This is a genomic window from Micromonospora sp. NPDC048868, assembly GCF_043198195.1.
Taxonomy (GTDB): Bacteria; Actinomycetota; Actinomycetes; order Mycobacteriales; family Micromonosporaceae; genus Micromonospora; species Micromonospora reichwaldensis.
In genome coordinates this window covers 47,998-70,149 of record NZ_JBICUN010000020.1, presented here as the reverse complement: position 1 = coordinate 70,149, position 22,152 = coordinate 47,998, and the positions used below count along the sequence as shown (strand labels likewise).

Here is a 22,152-nt window from a genome sequence, read left to right as displayed (position 1 = left end):
CTGGGGCACGCCGTCGCGCCGGGCGGTCGGGGCGGGGGCGGGGGCGGGCGGGCGGCGAATCCCGCGACACCGCACTTGCGGAGATGCGTCGACCTCCGGCGGGAGCAGACGATGCCAGGGCCACCCCAGGCGGGGCGCGCCCCGAGCGACCGCGCCGCCCGCCGCCGGTGACGGCTGGCCGGACCGGACGCGACCGGGGCGGATGCCCCCGCTGGCCCGGTCCCGTGCCGTGCGTCCGGCGGTCACGCGGCGGTGGTGTAACCGCCGAACCGACGATTATCGAGGAGGTCAGGGTGGACGTCACCCAGACGGTGCCCGGCACGGAACTGGTGCGTCGCGCGACGGAGCTGGTGCCCCTGTTGCAGAAGCACGCGAGCTGGTCCGAGGAGAACCGCCGCATGCACGACGAGGTGGTCGAGGCGATGGCCGACGCCGGCCTGTTCCGGATGCGGATCCCGAAGCGGTACGGGGGGTACGAGTCGGACACCCGGACGCTGACCGACGTGACGGCCCAGCTGGCCCGGGGTGACGGCTCCGTCGCCTGGACCGCCTCGGTGTGGTGCATTCCGGGCTGGATGGTCGGGATGTTCCCCGACGAGGTGCAGGACGAGGTCTTCGGCACGCCCGACGTGCGGGTCTGCGGCACGCTGAGCCCGACCGGCAACGCGCAGCCCCGGCCGGGGGGTGTGCTGCTCAACGGCCAGTGGGGCTTCATCAGCGGTGCCCTGCACAGCCAGTGGCAGGAGATCATCGCGATGGGGGCGGCGCCGGACGGCACCCCGATGCCCCTCATGATGCTGGTGCCCATGTCGGACCTGGAGGTCGTCGACGACTGGCACACCGCGGGGATGCGGGGCTCGGGCAGCGTCACCACCGTCGCCCGGGACGTCTTCGTGCCGCAGGAGCGGGTGCTGCCGCTGCCGGCCGTGCTCCAGGGCCAGTACGCCTCGAAGCTCAACGCCGAGTCGCCGATGTACCGGGCGCCCCTGCTCGGCGTCGCCGCCGCGTCCTCGGTCGGCACCGTGATCGGGCTGGCCCGGGCCGCCCGGGAGGTGTTCTTCGAGCGGCTGCCCGGCCGGAAGATCACCTACACCGACTACGGCAGCCAGGCCGAGGCGCCGGTGACCCACCTCCAGGTGGCCGAGGCGACGCTGAAGGCCGACCAGGCCGAGTTCCACGGCTACCGGGTCGCGGACCTGACCGACAGCAAGGGCCGCTCGGGCGAGCCGTGGACGCTCGAGGAGCGGGTCCGCTCCCGCGCCGACGTGGGCGCGGTCTGCCAGCTGGGCCGCGAGGCGGTGGAGGTGCTGGCCCTGGCCAGCGGCGGTTCCTCGGTCTACAGCTCGGTGCCGATCCAGCGGATCGCCCGGGACGTGCACACGGTCAACCTGCACGCCCTGATGACCCCGCAGACCAACTTCGAGCTCTACGGCCGGGTGCTCTGCGGCCTGGAGCCGAACAGCTTCTACATCTGACACCGGGCCCGGGCGGCGGCACCCGGCGACGCCGGGTGCCGCCCCGGATCCGTACCAGCTGCGCTGATGTCACGCCTGCGGGCGGGCACGCGACGAGGAGGGGTGGATGTACGACTATGTAATCGTCGGGGCGGGATCGGCGGGCTGCGTGCTGGCCGCGCGACTGAGCGAGGATCCCGACGTCCGGGTCTGCCTCGTCGAGGCCGGCCCGGCGGACACGGCGCAGAACGTGCACGTACCGGTGGCGTTCGGCCAGCTGTTCCGCACCCAGCTCGACTGGGACTACGACACGCACGACGAGCCGCACCTGGACCGCCGCCGGATCTACCTGCCCCGCGGCCGGGTGCTGGGCGGCACCAGCTCGATCAACACGATGATCTACGTCCGGGGCCACCGGTCGGACTTCGACGGGTGGAACCAGCCCGGCTGGAGCTTCGACGAGCTGCTGCCGTACTTCCGGCGCTCGGAGGACAACGAGCGGGGCGAGTCGGCCTACCACGGCGTCGGCGGCCCGCTGCGGGTCTCCGACGGGCGGGCCCGCAACCCGATGGCCGCCGCGTTCGTCGAGGCGGGACGGCAGGCCGGTCACGGCGCCAACGACGACTTCAACGGCGCCGAGCAGGACGGCTTCGGGCTGTTCCAGCTCACCCAGCGCGACGGCCGGCGGGCCAGCACCGCCACCGCCTTCCTGCACCCCGTGGCCGACCGGCCCAACCTGACCGTCGAGGTGAACCTCCAGGTGCACCGGGTGCTTGTCGAGAACGGCCGGGCGGTGGGCGTGGTGGGCCAGCGGCTCGGCGAGGACATCGAGATCCGGGCCGAGCGGGAGGTGGTGCTCTGCGGCGGGGCGTACAACAGCCCGCAGCTGCTCATGCTCTCCGGCATCGGGCCGGCGCCGCTGCTCGGCGCGCTCGGGGTGCCGGTCGTGCTGGACCAGCCGCAGGTCGGGCAGAACCTCCAGGACCACCTCCTGGTGCCGCTGATCTATGCCCACTCGCACCCGATCAGCCTGCTCGCCGCCGGCACGCCGGAGAACCTGGAGCTGTTCATGTCCGAGGGGCGCGGGCCGATGACCGCGAACGGCCCGGAGGCCGGCGGGTTCGTCCGGACCAGCGACGCCCTGGCCGCGCCCGACGTGGAGTTCCTGGCCGCGCCGGTGATGTTCGCCGACAACGGCCTCGGGACGCCCACCGACCACGCGCTGTCCTACGGCCCGTCCATGTTGGCGCCCCGCAGCCGGGGTTCGGTGCAGCTCGCCCTGGCCGACCCCACCGCCAAGCCGAAGATCGTGCACAACTACCTCGCCGAGGAGTCCGACCTGGACGACGCGGTGGCGGCCCTGCGGATCGGGCTGGACATCGCCCGGCAGCCGGCCCTCACGCCGTACGTGGAGCGGCCGTACCGGCCGCCGGCGTCGGAGTCCGACGCCGACCTGCGCGACTACGTCCGCCAGTACGCGCACTCCATCTACCACCCGGCCGGCACCTGCGCGATGGGCGCCGTGGTCGACGCGGAGCTGCGCGTCCTCGGCGTCGACGGGCTGCGGGTCGCGGACGCGTCCGTGATGCCCCGCCTGGTCAGCGGCAACCCGAACGCCGCGACCATCGCCATCGGCGAGAAGGCCGCGGACCTGATCAAGGGGGTGGCCGCGGCCACCGAGCCCGCGCTGGCCGCCGGTGCGGCGGGCCCGACGCGGTAGCGCGTCGGGCGGGGCCGCGGCCGGCGACGCGACCGGCCGTGGCCCGAGGCGGCGACCACCAGCGGTACGCGCCGACGCGACCGGAGCGCCGGCGACCACTCACATCCGACACCCGGCAGAGGAGCACACCATGACCAACAAGGCAGCGTCGCTCGTCGAGCAGTCCAAGCAGTGGGCGAAGCACTACGGGGCGTACAGCAACGGGGAGGAGGGCCACGCCTTCACCGCGCCGCTGCGCGTGCGGGCCAACTGGGACGCCAACGACGCCGACGCCATCGCCGAGATGTTCACCGACAACGGCAGCATGCTGATGGGCGACGACCAGCTGAAGAGCCGGGACGAGATCCGCGCCTGGCTGACCGACGCGTTCGCAGGCCCGTACAAGGGGGCCCGGATGACCTTCGAGCCCGTCGAGATCAGCATGCTGCACCGGGACTCGGCCCTGGTCGTCGCCGAGGGCGGCATCCTGCTGGCCGGCGAGACCGAGGTCGCCCCCGAGCGGAGCAGCCGCATCGTCTTCGTCACCGTCCGCGTCGACGACGACTGGCGGGTCCTGTCCTACCAGTCGAGCCCGGTCAAGGGCTGACCCGGCCCACCCCGTCGACCCGGGCCCGGGCGCGGGAGGCGACGACCGGCTTCGGCCGGTCGTCGCGTCCCGCGCCCGGGCCCGGGTCGCGTCGTACCCCGCGTCCGCCGCCGGCCCGCCGGCGGCGGTTCGTCGTACGTCCCGCGGCCCGGCCGCCCTCGGTCGCCTCCCGGGACGAGGCCCGCCGGGTCCGATGGTTGGTGTGCTCGCGGCGCCCCGGCCCCCGGCCCCGGCCCTGCCCCGGCCCCGGCCCTTGCCCCGGTCCTGGTCCGCCGTCGTGCCGCGTCGGGCCCTGGTGCCGACCCCGGTCCGCCGCAGGCGCTACGCGATGGTGGGGCCGGGCACACGGAAGCGACCACGGCGCTCGGCCGTGGTCGCGGGGTGTCCCGTGCGCCCCGGCGGCCCGGCCGGGGCGCACGGGACGTCAGGAGGCGGCGAACTGTCCCGGCCGCCGCCCCGGGCCGGCCGGGCCCCGGTACGCCTGGGCGATGTCCAGCCAGTGGTGGGCCTCGGCGCCGACGGCCTTCAGCGACAGGTCGTCACGGTGCCGGCGCCGGGTCACCAGGAGGCAGAAGTCCTCGGCGGTGCCGTTGACGATCTGCTCGGCGTCCGGCGGCCCGAAGTGCCAGACCGCGCCCGACGGGGCGGTGATGACGAAGCGGAACGTGCTGCTCGGCACCTCCAGCCCCCGTGCCAGGTAGCCGAAGTCCCAGGTGCGGACCGCGAACTCGACGAGCGGCCGGAGCCGGTCGGTGCGGCGGCGGCGTACGCCGAGGGCGTCGGCGATGTCCTGGCCGTGCCCGAACAGCTCCATCATTCCCGCCGCGGCGAGCACCGGCGCCGGGAGCGGCCGGACGAGCCAGGGCACCGGCTGTCCCACCGGGACGGCGGCGAGGGCCTTTTCGGCGAGGGTCCGCTCCTCGCGCCACCGGGCCAGCAGCGCCGGCGGCGCCTCGGCCAGGTACGGGGCCATCGCCGCGTTCACGTTCGCGTCGAAGTCGCCGCTCATGCGCGACATGAGGGCCTGGAAGCCGTCCGGGTCGGCGGCGGCCAGGCCGGCCATCCGGAAGGTGGCGGTCAGGTGGGCGATCTGGTGCGCGACCGTCCAGCCCTCGGCGGGGGTGGCGGTCCGCCACCCGGCGTCGTCCAGCTCGGCGACCATGCGGTCGACGTCGTCGCCCTCGGCCTCCAGGGCGGCGAACACGTCCTGTTCTGCCACGCGCTCATCCTCTCGATGCGGTGCCGCCCCACCCGGACGGACGATGCGGACCCCGGGCGTCGTCGCGGGGGGTGACCTCGACCGGTGCGGTGGCGCACGTCGCCGGCGCCGTACGGCCGGCGGTTGACGGGGGAGCCGGCCGATCGGGTCGGTGCCGGCGCATCAATCATCGGCGGGTGGCGTGGCGGGTGTCTTCTCCCACTGTGCGGAGCGCGACCGGCGGCCACGTTCCGATCCGACCGTCTCCGTGGCCCCGTGACCCGGGCCGCCGTCGAGCGGCGGATCCGCCTCGTCGTCGGCCGGGCGCCCGCGCAGCCGGAGCGCGAACAGCCCGCCGAGCAGCAGGACGCCCACCACCACCCACAGGGCCGGCCGGACGGCGGGCAGGAACGCGTCGGCGAACGCGCCGGCGGCCACGTCGCGGTACCGGTCGGCGAGCTCCGGCGGGGTACCGGGCGGCACGACGAACCCGCCGGCCTGGCCGGCACCGAGCTTGACGCCCTCCCCGGCGGCCGCGCCGAAGCCGTGCAGGAAGTCCGTCCGGGCCTCGGGAGGCAGCTGCGCCGCCCCCGCGCGGGCGGCCTCGGGCAGGGTGTCGGCGAGCCGGTGTTGCAGGACGGCGCCGACGACGGCCGCGCCGAGCGCGCCGCCGACCTGTCGTGCGGTGTTGAGCACGCCCGCGGCGGCGCCGGCGAGTTGCGCGGGGACGTGGCGCATCGCCTCGGTGGTGGTCGGCGCGATGGACGCCCCCATGCCGATGCCGACGGCGACCAGCGGCAGGACGAAGGTGCCGGCCGTGGAGTGCGGCGTGACCAGCAGCGCCATGCCCAGCACGCCGAGCGCGTACACGGTGAGCCCGCCCGCGAGCAGGCGCCGGCCGCCGAGCCGGTCGGTGAGCCGCCCGGCGACCGGCGCGACGGCGCTGAGCACCACCGTCCAGGGCAGCGCGGCGAGGCCCGACTCCAGCGGACTCATGCCGAGCAGCGCCTGCGTCTCGATCACGAAGACCAGCAGGAAGCCGTACAGCCCGAAGGAGCTGACGAGCGTGATCAGGGTCGCCGGGCCGAAGTTGCCGAGGCGGAACAGCCCGGGCGGGACGAGCGGCTCCCGCTGCCGCTGTTGGCGCAGCGTGAAGACCAACCCGCACAGCGCCGCGGCGGCCAGGATCGCCGGGATGCTGACGGGCCCGCGTACCGTGCCCCAGTCGTGCCGTTCGCCCTCGATGAGGGCGTACATGAGGCCCACCAGCGCGGCGGTGGCCAGGAGCACGCCGACCACGTCGAGGTGGCGCGGCCGGCGGGTGCGCAGGTCGGGGACGAGCCACCAGGCGAGGGCGACGCCCGCCACGCTGAGCGGTACGTTCAGGTAGAAGATCCACTCCCAGCCGAGCCGGGTGATCACGAGACCGCCGAGGGTGGGGCCGCTGACGGCGGCCACGCCCGCGACGGCGGTGAAGATCCCGAAGGCGGCGCCCCGCCGCGCGGCCGGGAAGATGCCGGAGATGAGGACCAGCGCCTGCGGCAGCAGCGCCGCGGCGCCCACGCCCTGCACCACCCGCGCGGCGATGAGCTGCCCCGGGGACTGGGCCGCCCCGCAGAGCACCGAGGCCACCGCGAACACCGCCATGCCGGCCATGAAGACGGTACGCGGGCCGAACAGGTCGCCGAGGCGCCCGGCGACGATCAGCAGCGACGCCAGCGCCAGCAGGTAGCCGTTCAGCACCCAGAGCATGCTGTCGATCCCGGTGTCCAGGGACCGCATCATGTCCGGCACGGCGGTGTTGACGATGCTCGTGTCGAGCAGGATGAGGAAGTTGCCGAGGCACAGCACCAGCAGGGCCGCCCACGGGTTGACCGGTCGCGGCGTCGTCACCGCCTCGGCGCCCCGCTCCGGGTCACGGTTGCTCCGCACGCGACGCCTCCTGCTCGGCGTCGGCGTCGGTCACGCCGAGCGGGGCGGGCCGCAGGCCGTCCCCGTACAGGGTCGCGCCGATCCGGCGGGCCGTGGTGAGGCTCGCCCAGGCCGTGACCGTGACCAGCGCGGCGTCGTCGGCGCCGCCGTCGCGGCAGGCGGCGACGTCGGCGTCGGTCACCCGGTACGGCGTGAGCGCGGTCAGCAGCGCCAGCCGGGCGACGGGTCGCTCGGCCGGCGCCAGTTCGGCGACGGCGGCGTCGAACCACCGGCCGCCGCCCGGCTCCGGGGGCGGCGGGCCGGCCAGGCAGGCCAGGATCCGCCGCCGGACGTGCTCCGGCAGGGCGGCCTGCCCGGCGTGGTGGACCGCCTGGCCGGCCCGGGCGAAGGCGGCGGCCACGTGCGGCTGGCCGACGGCCCAGGCCAGGTCGGCCTCCGGCGGCGCGGGCGGCAGCAGCTCCAGGGAACGGCCGGGCGGCCGTCCGGCGCGCGCCAGCGCCCCCATGATGCGGGCGGCGGTCCGCCGGACCCCGGCGCGGATCCCGGCCGGCGCCGGCGGCAACGGGGAGTCCTGGAGGAAGACGCTCACCATCCGGTTCAGGTAGTGGAAGGCCACCGCCACGCCGATCAGTTCCGGCCCGTGCGCGGCGGGGAACGGCGGGGGACGGCGGCGCGCCGCGCTGGCGTCCCCGCTGTGCCGGGCCCACTCGGCCAGGGCCCGCAGCCGGGGGTCGCCGATCCCGCCGACCCCGGTGCCCGGCCACCCGCCCGGGTCGCCCAGCAGCCCGGCGGCCGTGGCGCCGTGCACCTCCACGCAGTACGGGCACCGGTTGCTCTCGGAGACGGCGGCGGCGACCACCTCCTTCGCCTCACGACCCACCAGCCCTTCGGCGAGCAGCGTCTCGCGCAGCATCAGCCAGCAGGCCCGCAGCACGTCGGGGGCGGGGGAGTGCAGCAGCACCGGGGGCGCGAGGACGCCGAAGTCGTCGGCCATCTGCCGGTAGACCCGCGCGACGGGCCCGTCGGCGGCCTCCGGGGCGACCGGCGTCACGTGCCGGACGTGGGTCAGCATGGTGCGGCTCGTCACCCGAGCCAGTCGCCTGCCCATCGGTTTCCTTCCTGGTCGGGCGGGCCGGGGCCGGGGGCGGGGCGCGCCCCCGGCCCGTCGTGGTCATAGGGCGTGTGTCGAAGTCCCTGGCCGGCCTGCGGCGGGCCCAGGCAGCGCCCGGCGGCGTTGGAGATCGGTCCGGACACGACACCGGTATCCGGACCGATCTCCGCCTTGCCGGACGCCGCCTGGACTCCGCCTCGGCTCGACCGAGGACTTCGACACACGCCCTAGCTGGGCACGACCTGGGGCACCGCGGTGACCGTGCCGTCGGGCAGCGAGCCGTGGTAGGTGACGTCGATGCCCCGCTGCTGCGCCGCGCGGACGATGCCGGGCACGGCGCGTTCGGCCAGCGCGGCGATGGTGAGGGCCGGGTTGACGGTGAGCGCGCCCGGCACCGCCGAGCCGTCGGTGACGAAGATGCCGGGGTGCTGCCGCAGCTCGTGCCGGTCGTCGAGGGCCGACGTCGCCGGGTCGTCGCCGATCCGGCAGGACGACAGCGGGTGCACCGTGTACGCGCCGACCACGTCGTTGGTCCACGGCATCACCCGGGCCAGCCCGTCGCGCTCCAGGATGTCCCGGGCGTCCGCGTCGGCGGCGGCCCAGCCCCGCAGCGTGTTGGCGGTGGGCCGGTAGCGCAACGGGCCCCGGCCGAGCATCTGCTGGGAGATGCGGTCGGCGTTCCCGGTCGCCGGCGGCGGCCCGAAGACGCCCTCGTTGTCGTCCTCCGACATCGTGAAGAGCGTCAGCCACGACTGCCAGCGGCGCAGCATCTCCTTTTTCTCCAGGCCGAACCAGCTCGGGCCCTGCGCGTCGGGCACCTGGGCGAGGATCGTGCCCAGCCCCAGCGGGAAGAAGAGCTGCTCCAGCGAGTACCGCTCGTACTCGGGCAGGTCGGGGTCGAGCCGGTCCCAGGTCGCCACCGTCGGCCCGCGGCCGATCTGGTTGGCGTCGTAGCCCTTTCCGTTGGGGCGGCTGAGCCCGAGCACCTCCCGGACCCGGTCGTCGTCGAAGACGGCCGTGTTGAGCCGCTCGCCGTTGCCGGAGAAGTACCTGCCGACGGCGGGGGGCATCGTGCCCAGGGTGGGCTCCGAGCGTTGCAGGATCACCGGGGTGGCCCCGGCCCCGGCCGCCACGATGACGATCTTGGCGTCGATCGTCCCGCTGTCGTGCAGGATCCGGTAGTCCTCCGCGTCGACGATGCGGTAGTGCACCCGGTACCCGCCGTCCTCGGTGCGGGTGAGGTGCTGCACCTCGTGCAACGGCCGGATCTCGGCGCCGTGCGCCAGGGCGGCCGGCAGGTAGTTGAGCAGCAGGGAGCGCTTCGCGTCGAAGCGGCACCCGGCCATCATCCAGTTGCAGTTGGTGCACTTGTCGACGTCCACGGCCGACGGCACCGGGTTGGCGGTGCGTCCGGCGTGCGCGCAGGCCGCCGCGAAGAGGCCGCCGGCGTACGGCACCTTGTCCCAGCTCTGCATCGTCACCGGCAGCGACTCGCAGACCCGGTCGTACCAGGGGTCGAGCGTGGCGCGGGTGATGGCCGCCGGCCACATCCGGCGGCCGATGCTGCCCTGCCGCTCGAAGACGAACTGCGGCGCGCGCGGCATGGTGGCGAAGTAGACGACGCTGCCGCCGCCGACGCAGTTGCCGCCGAGCACGCTCATCCCGTCGCCGACGGTGAAGTCGAAGATCCGGGTGTACGACGAGCCGAGCTTGAAGTCGTGGTCGAACTCCTCGCTGGACAGCCACGGTCCGCGCTCCAGGACCACCACCCGCGCCCCGCCCGCGGCCAGGTGGTACGCCGGGATCGCGCCGCCGAAGCCGCTGCCGATCACCACGACGTCGGTGCTTGCGCTACTGGTCATGCCGGGCTCCCTGTGGGGGTGGTGTGTGGGTGCAGTCGCGACAGCGGGCGTCCGTACGAGTACTCGGGGAAACGCCACAGCCCGTCGTCGTCGGGCTTGGTGATGCCGATCGCCAGCAGCCCCGGGTGCCCGGCGGCGAGCGCGTCGAGCGTGTTCATGTGTGCGGCGCTGTCGTAGGCCATGTTGCTGAACAGGGCGAGCCCCACCCACATCTCCTTCTCCGGGTTGTCCGGGGCGAGCAGGTGGCTCAGCAGCGCGGTGCGGTGGTCGAACGCGAGCGCGACGAAGGGCGGCACCGCTGGGTCGAGGGTCAGGCCGTTCGCCTCGGCGTACCCGGTCGCGTGCGCGTTGAGGGCCTCACTGAGCGTCCCCAGCATCAGCGACAACCCGCCGGCCGGGTCCTCCATCAGGGCCAGCGCCCCGCACTCGACGGCGCCGCCGTCGGTCGAGACGCCGGCGATCGCCCGGTCGTCGGCGGACCGCTTCGCCCCGGGGATGATGGTGTCGGCGAACGCTTCCAGCGTCAGCACGCGTGCCTGCTGCTCCTCGGGTGTTTCCGGTTGCACGGCGGCTACCTCCTTCTGGGGCGGGCGCGTCGGTTACCGGTCCCGCCGGGACGTTTTTCGGGCAGCCTTGACCACCGCCCGCTAGGGCGACGGAAGCAAGGGATGAATTGGTGGTCGCCCGGAATGCTTTCCGTGCGGCGTGGACGGTGCGCGAAGTTCTGCATCATCGTGGCTACCGACGCAGGTGGGACGCATCTTCTGTTTTGCTGAGGCCGATGTCCCGACGGCCGGGACGATTGGCGCGGAAATTGCGGACGGCGGCGGGCGTGCCATTTCCGCGCCACGTTCCACGCGGACGGCGCTGGCCGCTCCGGGCGGCGGACCCCCAGGGCCCCGGCAAAGTCCTCAGGTGATGCCGAGCAGGGCGAGTGGTCGGTTGCTGTCGCGGGCGTGGTGTCGGTTGGCGGCGGCGATGTTGGTGACGCCGGTCAGGCGTAGTGCGCCGATGGCGGCGTTGCGGAGGGTGGCCATGACCTGGGGTCCGGTGCCGGTGCGGATCTGGGATCGGTCTTCGTCGTAGGTGACGTCGCGGACCCAGTGGACTGTGTTCTCGATCGACCAGTGACCGCGGATCCAGGCGGCGAGTTGCGCCGGTTTGGCTTGGTGAACGAGCAGGTCGGTGATCGCGTAGACGGTCTCGGTCGTGAAGCGTTTCGGCTGGTCGAGTCGGCGTCGGCGGCGTCGGATCTGGATGGCTTGGGCGGCGTTCGGAAAGTCGATCCCGGTGGAGACGGACAGGATTTTCAGGGTGCGGATCTCTCGGCGGCCGTGGCCGCGGCAGGTGCCGCGGTCTGCGTCGGGGACTGCCCGCCAGGGCAGGGCGGCCAGCTGGGTGCGCAGGTTGGGCTGGTTGCCCTTCACGGTAAGAATCCAGTGGGCGCCACGTTCGGCGAGGTAGGCGACGTGGTCGCGTTGACAGGGCAGGGCGTCGGCGGTCACCATGACCTCGCCGAGGTCGCCGAGGTCGCCGAGCTGGTCGAGCAGGGGTGCGAAGCGGGTGATCTCGTTGGTCTTGCCGTCGACGTCGGTGCTGGCCAGCACGACGCCCGTGGCCTGGTCGGCGGCGGCGAGGACGTGCCGGGCGACAGTGTCGCCGGTCCGGGAGCCGCGTAGCGTCTTGCCGTCCACGGCGATCACCCGGCGTGTTCCCGCCGACGGCGCGGGCAGCTGCGTGGCGAGCCAGGCTCCGATCACCATGGCCAGCCGGTCGGCGTCCAGGGCCTGCAACAGCCTGCGGATCATGGCCTCTGACGGCCGCCGGTCCACGTCGATCCCGAGCACAGCCGCGGTATCAGCAGGTAGATCAGCGACCCACTCAGCGATCGCCGCGTACGAGCGGTAACCGGCGACGACCGCGCACACCGCCGCCGCGACCACGGTTATCCAGAGCATGCCGGACCCCACGCCGGGCACGCGGATCGGGCAGGCAACCCAACGCCGCGAGTAGGCCGGCAGCCGAGGCCACGGCAGATGACCCGGGCGGTGCGGTCGACAACGATGAGATCAGCGATGATGGCAGCGCGGGCATGGCTCACTTCAGATAGATCAACAGGCCTCGAGAACCTTGATGATCTTCTGGAACGGCCATGCCCGCCCCGCTACCCACACCTAGGGCGCGTCCACACCAACCACCTCAAGCCGGACACCCCTCACGACTTTGCCGGGCCCTGGGGTCGATCACCAGCAGTTGCAGCAGTTCCTGACCTCGTCCACCTGGGACGTCGCCGGCGTGCGACGGCGGCTGGCGACGGCCGCGGTCGACGTGGTGGCGCCTCAGGTGTGGGTGGTCGATGACACCGGGTTTCCCAAGGACGGCAAAGCCTCGGCGTGCGTGGCCCGGCAGTATTCCGGCACCCTCGGCAAGGTCGCCAACTGCCAGATCGCCGTCAGTGTCCACGCGGCGACCGAAACGACTCGTCGGCGCCGTCCTGGCCGAGCAAACCGACGAATGGACCGAAGGCCGCCGCTACATGGGCCTGGACCTACTCGACAAAGCCCGCATGGTCACGATCAACACCGATCAACACGACACCAACCAGACAGAACCCGCCCCGATCGCCGCCTAACATCAGACCGGATCCCGCGATGGCCGTCTCCTACACCACTCGCGCGGACATGACCCGCATCCAACCTGGGTTCAAGCTATCAATGTGAGATAAGCCACTGTCGTCCTGTATGGACTTTCCCGTATGCCGAGACTTCCATTGGTCGGGATCCGCGCGGCGGTCCGTTCGAAGCGACCGTCACGTCGCGGCATGTCCGCTAGCAATGACGCTATGCAGGAGGCACGGGGGCTATGAGAACAACGGTGACCGAGCGACAACCAAGCCCGCCAGACGGCCGTAACGTCGTCGCGCCCAACCTTCGGCGCGGTGAAGCTGCGGTCCTGTGGTGCTGAGCCGCCTGCTCCCACCTGCCGGTTCCAGCCGCACCCTCACCGTCATCACCCTGGTACACACCCTCGGGCAGGGGCTGTGGATGGCCATCAGCGCCATCTTCGCCACCTCCGTGGTGGGCCTGTCGGTCGGTGAGTTCAGCAGCGGCCTGGTCGTGGCTGCCCTCGTCGCGCTGGCGCTGAGCACCCCCACCGGGCACCTCGCCGACCGCATCGGCCCACGCGTGGTGCAGATCTGGTCGTTCGTCCTGCTCGGACCGCTGACTGCGGCACTGCTGTTCGTCCACGACGTAGCCGCCTACATCGCCGTCCTGTCTCTGCAGGCTGTCGCCTACAGCGCCAGCCGCAGCGCCCGGATGGCGATGATCGCCGGCCTGATCCCGCCGGCCGATCGGGTGCGCGTACGGGCTTACCTGCGGGCCACCAGCAACGTCAGCGTCTCCGTCGGCGCGCTCATCGCCGGCGTGCTGCTGACCGTCGACACCCCGACGGCGTACCGCAGCGCGGTGCTGGTCAACGCCGTCGCCTACACCGTCGCCGGGCTGCTCACGGTCCTGCTGCCGGCGGTGGCACCCCAGCCGCCCAGGCCCGGCCCGAAGCTGGAGGTGCTGCGTGACCGCCCGTACCTCAGCTTCGTGGTGCTGGACGGCCTGCTGAGCATGCACTACCTGCTGCTCGACGTGGTCCTGCCGCTGTGGGTGGTGCGCCACACGCAGGCGCCGCGCTGGATGGTCGCCGCGATCCTGTTGATCAACACCGTCGGTGTGGTGCTGTTCCAGGTACGGGCGGCGCGCGGCACCGACGAACCGGTCGCTGCGGCGCGAGCGGTGCGCTTCGGTGCGCTGTTCCTCGCCGTCGCCTGCGTCGTCTTCGCCTCCAGCGCACACGTCTCGGCGCTGTTCGCCTCCCTGCTGCTGGTGGTCGGCGCGTTGGCACACGTCATGGGGGAGATCCGGCAGGCTGCCGGCAGTTGGGGGATCTCCTTCGGCCTCGCCCCCGAGCACGCCCAGGGGCAGTACCAGGGCACCTATGCGATGGGCACCGACCTCGGGAAGATGATCGCCCCGGCGGTGCTGGCCTGGCTGGCGATCCAGCACGGGACGGCCGGGTGGCTGGCCATCGCGGTCGGCTTCGCGGCGATCGGCTCGGCCGTGCCGTTCGTGGTGGCGTGGGCGAACCGGCACCGGCCGGCGCCGCAGCTCGCATCAGTGACCAGTTGAGGACCCGGACGGTTCACGGATCGCCCGCACCGTGAGGTCGGCTCCCCGGCGCGGAGCCTGAGCCCTCCACCCGCACCTGCCCCCGGCCGGTGCCGGCCACCACGATCGACGAGACAGAAGTCCGCACACGTGTGCCCTCGGCACCTGCATGCGCAGTGACACGCCGCGAACAGGGGAGACCATGACAGGCGAACAACCGCGAGCCACCACCACACCGCAGCCCGGGGCCGGGCCGACGGAGGCGCTGCAGCTTCCCGTAACCCGAACGGATGCCGCCGGCAGAGTCTGCGAAGGACCGTCGTGGACCGTTGACTCCGCCACCGCGATCGCGCAGGTGCCCCCCGGCACCGGGGCAGACGTACTGTTCGCCGCCTTCGCGCTGCTGGTCCACGGGTACAGCGGGCAGGACGACATCCAGCTCGGCCGGGTCGCCGGGTCCGCCCCGGACGGTACGCCCGACCGCCGACGGGTCCGCTCGACGCTCGCCGCCGACACCTCGTTCGCCTCCCTGGTGTCGCAGTTCGCCGCCCCCGCCGGCCCGCCCCCGCCGGCCACCGAGGGGTTGCGCGTCACGTTCGTCTACACGAGAGTTGCCGGCCCGGGGGCGGGTGAGGCACCGGATCCGGCCGGGGACGCCCTGCGCCTGCAGGTGGTGGGCAGCGGCGCCGAAACGCGGTTCACCCTGCACCACGACACCGGCCTGTTCACCCGGGAGTTCGCCGACCGGATGGCGGCCAACTACCGCACACTGCTCGCCGACGCCTGCCGGCGGCCCACCGTGCCGATCCACGAGCTGGCCATGGTCTCCTTGCCGGAGGCCCACCACCTGCTGCACGAGCTCAACGACACCGCGCGGCCGTTCCCGCACGACGCGACCGTGCACGGGCTGGTCGAGGCGCAGGTGCAGCGCACCCCGGAGGCACCTGCCGTCGAGTGGCAGGGCGCAGTCCTGAGCTACCGGGACCTCAACGCAGCCGCCAACCGACTGGCCCGGGCGCTGCGCGCTGCCGGAGTCGCCCCGGGCGGGCGGGTCGGCGTGTGCGTCGGCCGCTCCGCGCACACCGTCAGCCTGCTGCTGGCCGTACACAAGCTGGGCTGCGCCTACGTCCCGCTGGACCCGGCGTACCCGGCGGAGCGGCTGGCCGCGATCGCGGCCACCGCCGACATGGCCGCGGTCGTGTTCGACGCCCCCGAGACGCCCGGCTGGCTCACCGCCCTCGCCGCCCTGCCGCTGGCCGCCGAAGATTTGGTCAAGCAGGCCGCCGAGCAGCCTGCCGACAACCTCGACCTCGTCATCGCCTCGACCGACCCGACCCACCTGATCTACACGTCCGGCTCGACCGGGCTGCCCAAGGGCGTGGTGGTCAGCCACCGCAACGTCGCCGCCCTGCTCGCCTGGGCGTGGCGCACCTACTCGGCCGACGACGTGTCCCGGGTGCTCTTCGGCACCTCACTCAACTTCGACCTGTCCGTGTTCGAGATGTGGTGCCCGCTCACCCTCGGCGGCTGCGTCGTGGTGGTCGACAACGTCCTCGCCCTGACCGAGCCGAACGCGCTGCGCCCGTCGTTGATCAACACCGTGCCGAGCGCGCTGAACGTACTGCTGCAGCGCCACGCCGTACCACGCAGCACGGTCGTGCTCAACGTCGCCGGCGAGCCGCTCGCCCGGGAGCTGGTCAACGCCGCCTTCGCCGACACGCGCGTACGGCGGCTGTACAACCTGTACGGGCCGAGCGAGGACACCACGTACTCGACCTGGAAGTGCTTCACCGGCCCCACCGAGGACCCCCCGACGATCGGGGTACCGGTCGACAACACCGTCGCGTACCTGCTCGACGCAGCCGGACGGCTGGTACCCCTGGGCGTACCCGGTGAACTGTACCTGGGCGGCGCCGGAGTGGCCGGCGGATACATCAACGACCCGCAGCGTACGGCGGCCGTGTTCGTCGAGGCGCCGACCGGGCTGGGCCTGCCCGCCGGTACCCGGCTCTACCGCACCGGCGACCTGGCCCGTTGGACGGCCGACGGGGAACTCGACTTCCTCGGCCGCCGCGACAACCAGGTGAAGGTACGCGGCTACCGCATCGAGCTCGGCGAGATCGAGGCGGCCCTGCGTGAGGTGGTCGGTCTGCGCGACGTCGCCGCGCTGGCCGTGCGTCACCACGGCGACGCCCGCCTGGTCTGCTGGCTCGGCGTCGACGAGGCCGACGGCGTGAGCGTGGAGCAGGTCGCCGCGCACCTGCGGGCCACGCTGCCCTACTACATGCAGCCGGCCCGCATCGTCCTCGACGCGCAGCTTCCGCTGTTGCCCAACGGCAAGGTCGACCGCCGGGCCCTCGCCGCTCGGGAGATCGACTGGAGCGCCGTCGCCGGCGCGGCCCCGGGCACCGACGACGGGACGTCGGGGGAGCCCGGCCCGGCCGACGCCGCAACCGCGCAGTTCGACGAGCACGGCCAAACCGTCGCCGGGGTCTGGACCGACCTGCTCGGCCTGGCCGAGGTACGTCCGGACCTGGACTTCTTCTCCGTCGGCGGGCACTCGCTCCTGGCCAACCTGTTGGCCGCACGCCTGGCCGAGCGCTCCGGCACGGTGGTGCGGGTCTCCGACATCTACGAGAACCGCACGCTCGCCGAGCAGATCACAATGATTCGGCGCAGCCGCGCCCAGGCGCCCGCCACGGCCGGCGCCGACGACGTGGACCAGCGCCTGGCCGCCCTGGCCGAGACCCTGCACCGCTCCGCGACCGGGCACGGCGTGCCGGGGGCGGCGATCGCCGCGTACGTGGACGGTCGGCTGGAGTTCGCCTACCACGGTTTCGACGACGTCGAGGCCGGCCGGCCGCGTACCGCCGAGTCCCGGCAGCGGATGACCTGCATCACCAAGGTACTCGTCGCCTACGTCGCGCTGATGCTGGTCGACCGGGGACTGGTCGGGCTCGACGAGTCGCTGGCCGAACGGCTGCCGTTGGCGTTCCGGCGCAACGGCGTGGATGGCACCGTCGAGGTGACGCTCCGTCAGCTGCTGTCCCACACCAGCGGCGTCGACGACTCCTTCGAGGTCTGGAACGACGTGGATGCCCCGGATCTGGTCAGCTACGTCGGCAACTTCCGGCACTACGGCCAGCTCTTCGAGCCCGGACTGGTCTACGCCTACTCGGCGTGCGGCACCGCGATCGTGGCCCTGCTCATCGAGGAACTGCTCGGCAAGCCGTGGCGCTGGGCCGTGAACGAGCTGCTGCTCACCCCGCTCGGTATCCGGGAGATCCCGCCCGACAACGAGCCCGGCGACCACTACGGCGACACCGTGGCCACCGGTTACCTGTGGAGCCCGGCGCAGCAGCGGTTCCTGCGCCACACCCCGCCCCGGCAGACCATTGCCGACGACTCGACCTCGTCGTTCCAGGTCTGCTTCACCATCGGAGAGCTCGCCACCATCGCCGTGTTCGCGCTGCAGGACGGCGTCGCCCCGGACGGTACCCGGCTGCTCTCGGCGCAGCTGGCCGAGCAGATGCGTACCCCGCAGGTCGACATCCCCGGCCACCACTTCATGCACGCGTGGGGGCTGGGCTGGCTGATGTTCGGGCCGACCGCGTTCGGCTTCAACTCCAACGGCAGCGGCCAGCACAACTTCATCCAGATCTTCCCCGAGCGCCGGACCTTCCTGCTGCTGCTGGCCAACGCGTACCCGGTCTTCGGCCTGTACGAGGATCTGCTGCAGACCTTCGCCGGGCAGCAGCTGATCCGCACCGGCCGCCCGTTCGACCTCGACCTCGACGACTGCGTCGGCCGCTACGTCTCCGACGGCTACCAGCTGCACGTCTTCCGCGGCCCGGAGCACCTGCGCTACGAGTACCACGAACGGAGCCGCGACGGGCGGTGGTGCCAGACCGACGAGGGTGACCTGGTCTCCTCCGGGGCCGGCGGCTTCACCTCCATGTCCCCGAAGAACATCCTGGCCGGATCGATCTCCTTCATCCCCACCCCCGGCACCCGGGTGCCGGGGTTCGTCCGGCTGGGCCAGCGCCTGACCCGGCGCGCCGGCTGACCCCGCGCAACGAACGGAAAGAAGCCCATGTCCAAGCACGTTGTCTTCGTGACCTGGAAGACCGGTAACGCGCCCGCGTTCGAGGCGGCGCACCGGCTCGGGCACGAGGTGACCCTCATCCGCTCGCTGGAGATGGAGCGGACCCAGAACATCGACCTCGAGTCCACGCCCTACGGCCGGTTCATCGACACGGTGCACGTCCTCGACGACGCCACCGACGTCGACACCCTGCGCGCCTGCGTACTCGCCGTTCACCGCCGCCGCCCGATCGACGGGTTCGTGGCCACGGTGGACGCCTTGGTGGTGCCGGTGGCCCGGATCGCCGAGGAACTAGGCGTGCCGTTCACCAGCGCGCACGGCGCCGAGACGGCGAAGCTGAAGTCGCGCTGCCGGGAGGTGCTCGCCGCGGCCGGCGTCGACCCGACCCGGCACGCCGTCGTCGCCAACCTGCGCGAGGCGCTGGCCTTCACCGCCGAGGTCGGCTACCCGGTGGTGGTCAAGCCGGCGCGCGGCTCGGCCAGCGAAGGCGCCCACGTCGTGGCCGACGAGGCCGTGCTGCGCGAGGTCTTCGGGCAGCTCGGCGACGACGACCGGACGTACGCGGCCGGCATCCTGGTCGAGCAGTACCTCACCGGCCGGTTCGTCTCCGCCGAGATCGGCCTGTCGCACGGACGGTTCCTGCGCCTGGCGATCAGCGAACGCAAGACCTGGGCGCGCCATGAGCCGCTGGAGGTCGGCGTCACCATCCCGGCGGTGATCACGCCGGCCGAGTACGAGACGGTGATGGCGTTCGCCGAACGCGTCGTCGACGCCGTCGACCTGCGGCTGGGCGTCTTCCACGTGGAGGTCATGCTCGGCCCGGACGGCCAGGCCCGGCTGATCGAGCTCAACCCCCGCCTCATGGGCTCCTGCCTGCCCAACCTGTTCCGGATGGCCGGCGGTGGCGACATCTTCGAGCTGCTGGTGCGCATCCACCTCGACGAGCCGGTCGACCCCGCCGAGATCAGCTTCACCCACTACGCGACCGTGCGCTGGTTCGGCGCCGCCGACCCGCGGCCCCGCCCGGCACAACCGCCGGACCTGAGCTGGGCGAGCGGGTACGGCGACGTGCTGCGCTCCTTCACCGTCCGCTACCCCGACATCCCGGTACTGCCCGCCTGTCGAGGCAACCTCGGAAATTTCGGCGAGGTGCAGGTCGTGCACGCCGACCACGACGAATCCGTCCGTATCGCGGAGGAGATCGTCGGTCGGGTCGCCGACCAACTCGGCATGGAACTGACGAGGTGACCTACGCGATGACGACCTTCTTCACCGACACCCGTGCCCAGCTGAGCAGGCTCGGCCTGCCCGACGGCGACGACACCGCCGCATCCGAGTCCCGACGCACCTTCTCCGACGGCTGCCACTTCCGTATCGAGGTGCCGACCGTCAACTCCGCCCACGCGGCCGAGGTGCTGCTGGCCGGCGCCCGATGCCGCGGCTTCACCATCAACCGGATCACCGAGACCCGCGGCATGTACCGGCACACCTCCGCCGAACTGCGCGAGTACGTGGCGCTCGGGCACGAGTACGGCGCCGAGATCCTCATGTCGGTGGGGCCCCGCGCCAGCTACGACATCGGCGGCGGTGTGCAGACCCCGGAGGGCGTACGCATCGGTTACCGGCTGCGCGGCCAGGAGCAGGTGGTCCGCGCCGTCGAGGACGTCAAACGCGGCGTGGAACTGGGCGTGCGCGGCTTCGTCGTGTACGACGAGGGCCTGCTGTGGGTGCTCAACCGGCTGCGCGCCGCCGGTGACCTGCCGGCCGACATCCACCTGAAGGTCTCGGCCCACTGTGGACACGGCAACCCCGCCTCCGCGCAGCTGCTGGAGATGCTCGGCGCCGACAGCTTCAACCCGGTGCGTGACCTGACCGTCGCGATGATCGCGGCGATCCGTCGGGCGGTGTCCATCCCGCTGGACTGCCACGTGGACAACCCGAAGATGTCCGGCGGGTTCGTGCGCACCTACGAGGCGCCACAGTTCGTCCAGGTCGCCGCGCCGGTCTACCTCAAGACCGGCAACAGCGCGCTGGAGGGGCACGGGGTCAGCCCGACGCCGACGCAGCTCGACGACATCCTGCGCCAGGTCGAGATTGTGACCGAGTTCGTCGCCCGCCACCATCCGCAGGCCCGCCAGTCGCCGGCCGGCGGCCCCGCCCACCGGGCCGGGCCCACCGCCGACCTGCTCGCCACCACACGCTAAGGGACCCAGACATGTGCCGTATCTACGGCTACTTCGGCGGGGAACCCGTCGACCGCGACGTGCTCGACCGGGTGGCGCTCGGCCTGCTGCACGGCGGCCCGGACGAGCAGACGCGCCACGTCGACGACCTCGGGGCGCTCGGCACCGACCGGCTGGCCGTCCAGGGCATCGCCGACGGGCACCAGCCGTTCCACCGCCCCGGCCTGACCTGCGTGTTCAACGGCGAGATCTACAACCACCGGGCGCTGCGCGCCGAGCTGACCGCCGCCGGGTACACCTTCGACGGCGACTGCGACGGCAACGTCCTGCTGCCGCTCTACGAACGCTATGGTGACGCCTTCGTCGAGCGGCTCGAGGGCATGTTCGCCATTGCCGTGGTCGACCGACGCGCCGAGCCGTGCCTGAGGCTGTACGTCGACCACGCCGGCATGAAGTCGCTGTACTGGTACCTGTCCGCCGACCGGCGCCGGCTCTGCTTCGCCTCGGAGCTGCAGGCGCTCTCGCGCATGCCGGACTTCCCGCGCCGGCTCGACCCGCTGGCCGTCGACCGCTACCTGGGTGGCCGCGCCGTGTGGGGCCCCGGCACCGTCTACGCCGACGTGCGGACCCTGGTACCCGGCGGCATGGTGCGCTTCGACCTGTCCGGGCGGCTCACGCAGGCGCGCACGCCGCCCGCGCCCGCGCCCGAGCCGGCCTGGCCCGGCGGCGTCCCCGACCTGGACACCGCCGCTGAGCTGCTCGACGCGATGCTGCGCGACGAGCTCACCCGAATGCTCGACGCGGACGTGCCGGTCTGCGTGATCACCAGCGGCGGCCTGGACTCCAGCTACCTCACCGCGCTGGCCGCCGGCCTGCAGCCCGACCTGGCCTCGTTCAACATCGCCTACCACGGCGACTGGCCAGCCGACGAGCGGCACTTCGCCGAGGAGGTGGCCCGCCACTGCGGTACCCGCCACCACCAGGTCCTGCTCGACCCGGCGGACTTCCCGGGCATCATCGACCGGTTCATCCGCCACCTCGACCAGCCCAACAACGCCGCGCACAGCCTCAGCACGTACGCGCTGTTCGAGGCGGTCCACGACGCAGGCTTCAAGGTCGCGCTGACCGGCGACGGCGCCGACGAGCTGTTCGGCGGGTATGCCCGCTACGTCAAAGCGGCCCGGGACGGCTCGCTCACCTGGCACCGGGCCTACCAGGAGACGATGACCTCGATCGGGACGCCCACCCTGACCGGGCTGTATAGTCCGGCGTTCCGCGACGAGGTGGCGCGCGGCGGCGGCTTCTTCGCCGACCGCAGCGGCGACGACCTGGCTGCCCGGGTCGCGCACGGCCCCCACGACAAGCTGGAGACGCTGCTGCGCTACGACCAGTTCGAGCGCTTCCCCTACTACATCCTGCGCCGCGTCGACCACCTGAGCATGGCCCACTCGGTGGAGGCCCGGATCCCGTTCCTACAGCCGGCGGTGATGCGCTTCGCCCACGCCCTGCCCACCTCGCTGAAGGTGGTCGGCGACCAGGTGAAGGCCCCGGTGGCGCAGGCCGCCCGGCGCTGGGTGCCGGCCAGCGTGATCAACCGCCCCAAGCAGCCGTTCACCCTGCCCATCGCCGCGATGATCCGGCCCGGCGAGGCCCTCTACGACCTCATCGGCGACGTGCTGCTCGGCCCGGACCCACGCTGCGGCGGCCTGCTGCGTCGGGAGGCCGTCGCCGACCTGCTGCGGATGCAGACCGAGAACCCGGGGGCACACAGCGCCGACTGCCTGTGGTCGCTGCTGATGCTCGAACTGTGGCTGTCCAGCCGCAATCTCACCCTGTGACGC

General features: G+C 72.8%; 14 protein-coding genes and 2 pseudogenes. 10 read left to right on the top strand and 6 right to left on the bottom strand.

Annotated elements, in window-relative coordinates:
* The first annotated feature begins 293 nt into the window (after positions 1–293).
* From ACGFNF_RS25355 to ACGFNF_RS25345, 3 genes are all read left to right on the top strand, one after another.
* A complete protein-coding gene (locus ACGFNF_RS25355) occupies positions 294–1,475 on the top strand; it encodes an acyl-CoA dehydrogenase family protein (RefSeq protein WP_132238214.1) in 1,182 nt (393 codons plus the stop codon).
* Between the two features lie 106 nt (positions 1,476–1,581).
* Positions 1,582–3,174, top strand: coding sequence for a GMC family oxidoreductase N-terminal domain-containing protein (locus tag ACGFNF_RS25350; RefSeq protein ID WP_357581004.1), 1,593 nt, complete (start codon positions 1,582–1,584; stop codon positions 3,172–3,174).
* A gap of 130 nt (positions 3,175–3,304) precedes the next feature.
* A complete protein-coding gene (locus tag ACGFNF_RS25345) occupies positions 3,305–3,760 on the top strand; it encodes an SgcJ/EcaC family oxidoreductase (protein WP_357581003.1) in 456 nt (151 codons plus the stop codon).
* 424 nt (positions 3,761–4,184) lie between these two features.
* On the opposite strand, the gene ACGFNF_RS25340 is transcribed toward ACGFNF_RS25345, so the two are convergent.
* From ACGFNF_RS25340 to ACGFNF_RS25315, 6 genes are all read right to left on the bottom strand, one after another.
* A complete protein-coding gene (locus ACGFNF_RS25340) occupies positions 4,185–4,979 on the bottom strand; it encodes a TIGR03084 family metal-binding protein (protein WP_357580442.1) in 795 nt (264 codons plus the stop codon).
* Between the two features lie 162 nt (positions 4,980–5,141).
* Positions 5,142–6,890: an MFS transporter gene (locus tag ACGFNF_RS25335; RefSeq protein WP_357580441.1), complete on the bottom strand. Its 1,749-nt coding sequence runs from the start codon at positions 6,888–6,890 to the stop codon at positions 5,142–5,144.
* Positions 6,874–7,962, bottom strand: a complete 1,089-nt coding sequence (locus ACGFNF_RS25330) for a hypothetical protein (RefSeq protein ID WP_357580443.1) — start codon at positions 7,960–7,962, stop codon at positions 6,874–6,876. The genes ACGFNF_RS25335 and ACGFNF_RS25330 overlap by 17 nt, the downstream gene beginning before the upstream one ends.
* A 266-nt stretch (positions 7,963–8,228) precedes the next feature.
* Entirely contained in the window at positions 8,229–9,863 is a 1,635-nt protein-coding gene (locus ACGFNF_RS25325; protein ID WP_357580440.1) for a GMC family oxidoreductase, read from the bottom strand.
* The gene (locus tag ACGFNF_RS25320) at positions 9,860–10,429 is read right to left on the bottom strand and encodes a DUF5987 family protein (protein WP_357580439.1); all 570 of its coding nucleotides are present in this window, start codon (positions 10,427–10,429) and stop codon (positions 9,860–9,862) included. Before ACGFNF_RS25320 ends, ACGFNF_RS25325 begins: the two co-directional genes overlap by 4 nt.
* A gap of 345 nt (positions 10,430–10,774) precedes the next feature.
* Positions 10,775–11,806, bottom strand: coding sequence for an ISAs1 family transposase (locus tag ACGFNF_RS25315; protein WP_393171161.1), 1,032 nt, complete (start codon positions 11,804–11,806; stop codon positions 10,775–10,777).
* Between the two features lie 292 nt (positions 11,807–12,098).
* On the opposite strand from ACGFNF_RS25315, the pseudogene ACGFNF_RS25310 reads away from it, so the two are divergent.
* From ACGFNF_RS25310 to asnB, 7 genes and pseudogenes are all read left to right on the top strand, one after another.
* A pseudogene (locus ACGFNF_RS25310) lies at positions 12,099–12,341 on the top strand (transposase); the annotation flags it as partial.
* Positions 12,340–12,495: pseudogene (locus tag ACGFNF_RS25305) on the top strand (IS256 family transposase); the annotation flags it as partial. The pseudogenes ACGFNF_RS25310 and ACGFNF_RS25305, both read left to right, overlap by 2 nt.
* Before the next feature lie 322 nt (positions 12,496–12,817).
* Positions 12,818–14,044: an MFS transporter gene (locus tag ACGFNF_RS25300; RefSeq protein ID WP_357580437.1), complete on the top strand. Its 1,227-nt coding sequence runs from the start codon at positions 12,818–12,820 to the stop codon at positions 14,042–14,044.
* A 334-nt stretch (positions 14,045–14,378) separates the two neighbouring features.
* The gene (locus tag ACGFNF_RS25295) at positions 14,379–18,089 is read left to right on the top strand and encodes an amino acid adenylation domain-containing protein (RefSeq protein WP_357580436.1); all 3,711 of its coding nucleotides are present in this window, start codon (positions 14,379–14,381) and stop codon (positions 18,087–18,089) included.
* Between the two features lie 27 nt (positions 18,090–18,116).
* A complete protein-coding gene (locus ACGFNF_RS25290; RefSeq protein WP_357580435.1) occupies positions 18,117–19,376 on the top strand; it encodes an ATP-grasp domain-containing protein in 1,260 nt (419 codons plus the stop codon).
* On the top strand, positions 19,373–20,332 hold the full coding sequence (locus tag ACGFNF_RS25285) for a hypothetical protein (protein ID WP_357580434.1): 960 nt from the start codon (positions 19,373–19,375) through the stop codon (positions 20,330–20,332). Before ACGFNF_RS25290 ends, ACGFNF_RS25285 begins: the two co-directional genes overlap by 4 nt.
* A gap of 11 nt (positions 20,333–20,343) precedes the next feature.
* Positions 20,344–22,149: an asparagine synthase (glutamine-hydrolyzing) gene (gene asnB, locus ACGFNF_RS25280; RefSeq protein ID WP_357580433.1), complete on the top strand. Its 1,806-nt coding sequence runs from the start codon at positions 20,344–20,346 to the stop codon at positions 22,147–22,149.
* The last annotated feature ends 3 nt before the right edge of the window (positions 22,150–22,152 follow it).

Excerpts from the sequence above, each read along its gene's own strand:
- ACGFNF_RS25330 (WP_357580443.1), bottom strand. The coding sequence starts at position 7,962 with ATGCTGACCCACGTCCGGCACGTGACGCCGGTCGCCCCGGAGGCCGCC.
- ACGFNF_RS25350 (WP_357581004.1), top strand. The coding sequence starts at position 1,582 with ATGTACGACTATGTAATCGTCGGGGCGGGATCGGCGGGCTGCGTGCTG.
- asnB (WP_357580433.1), top strand. The coding sequence starts at position 20,344 with ATGTGCCGTATCTACGGCTACTTCGGCGGGGAACCCGTCGACCGCGAC.
- ACGFNF_RS25325 (WP_357580440.1), bottom strand. The coding sequence starts at position 9,863 with ATGACCAGTAGCGCAAGCACCGACGTCGTGGTGATCGGCAGCGGCTTC.
- ACGFNF_RS25345 (WP_357581003.1), top strand. The coding sequence starts at position 3,305 with ATGACCAACAAGGCAGCGTCGCTCGTCGAGCAGTCCAAGCAGTGGGCG.
- ACGFNF_RS25290 (WP_357580435.1), top strand. The coding sequence starts at position 18,117 with ATGTCCAAGCACGTTGTCTTCGTGACCTGGAAGACCGGTAACGCGCCC.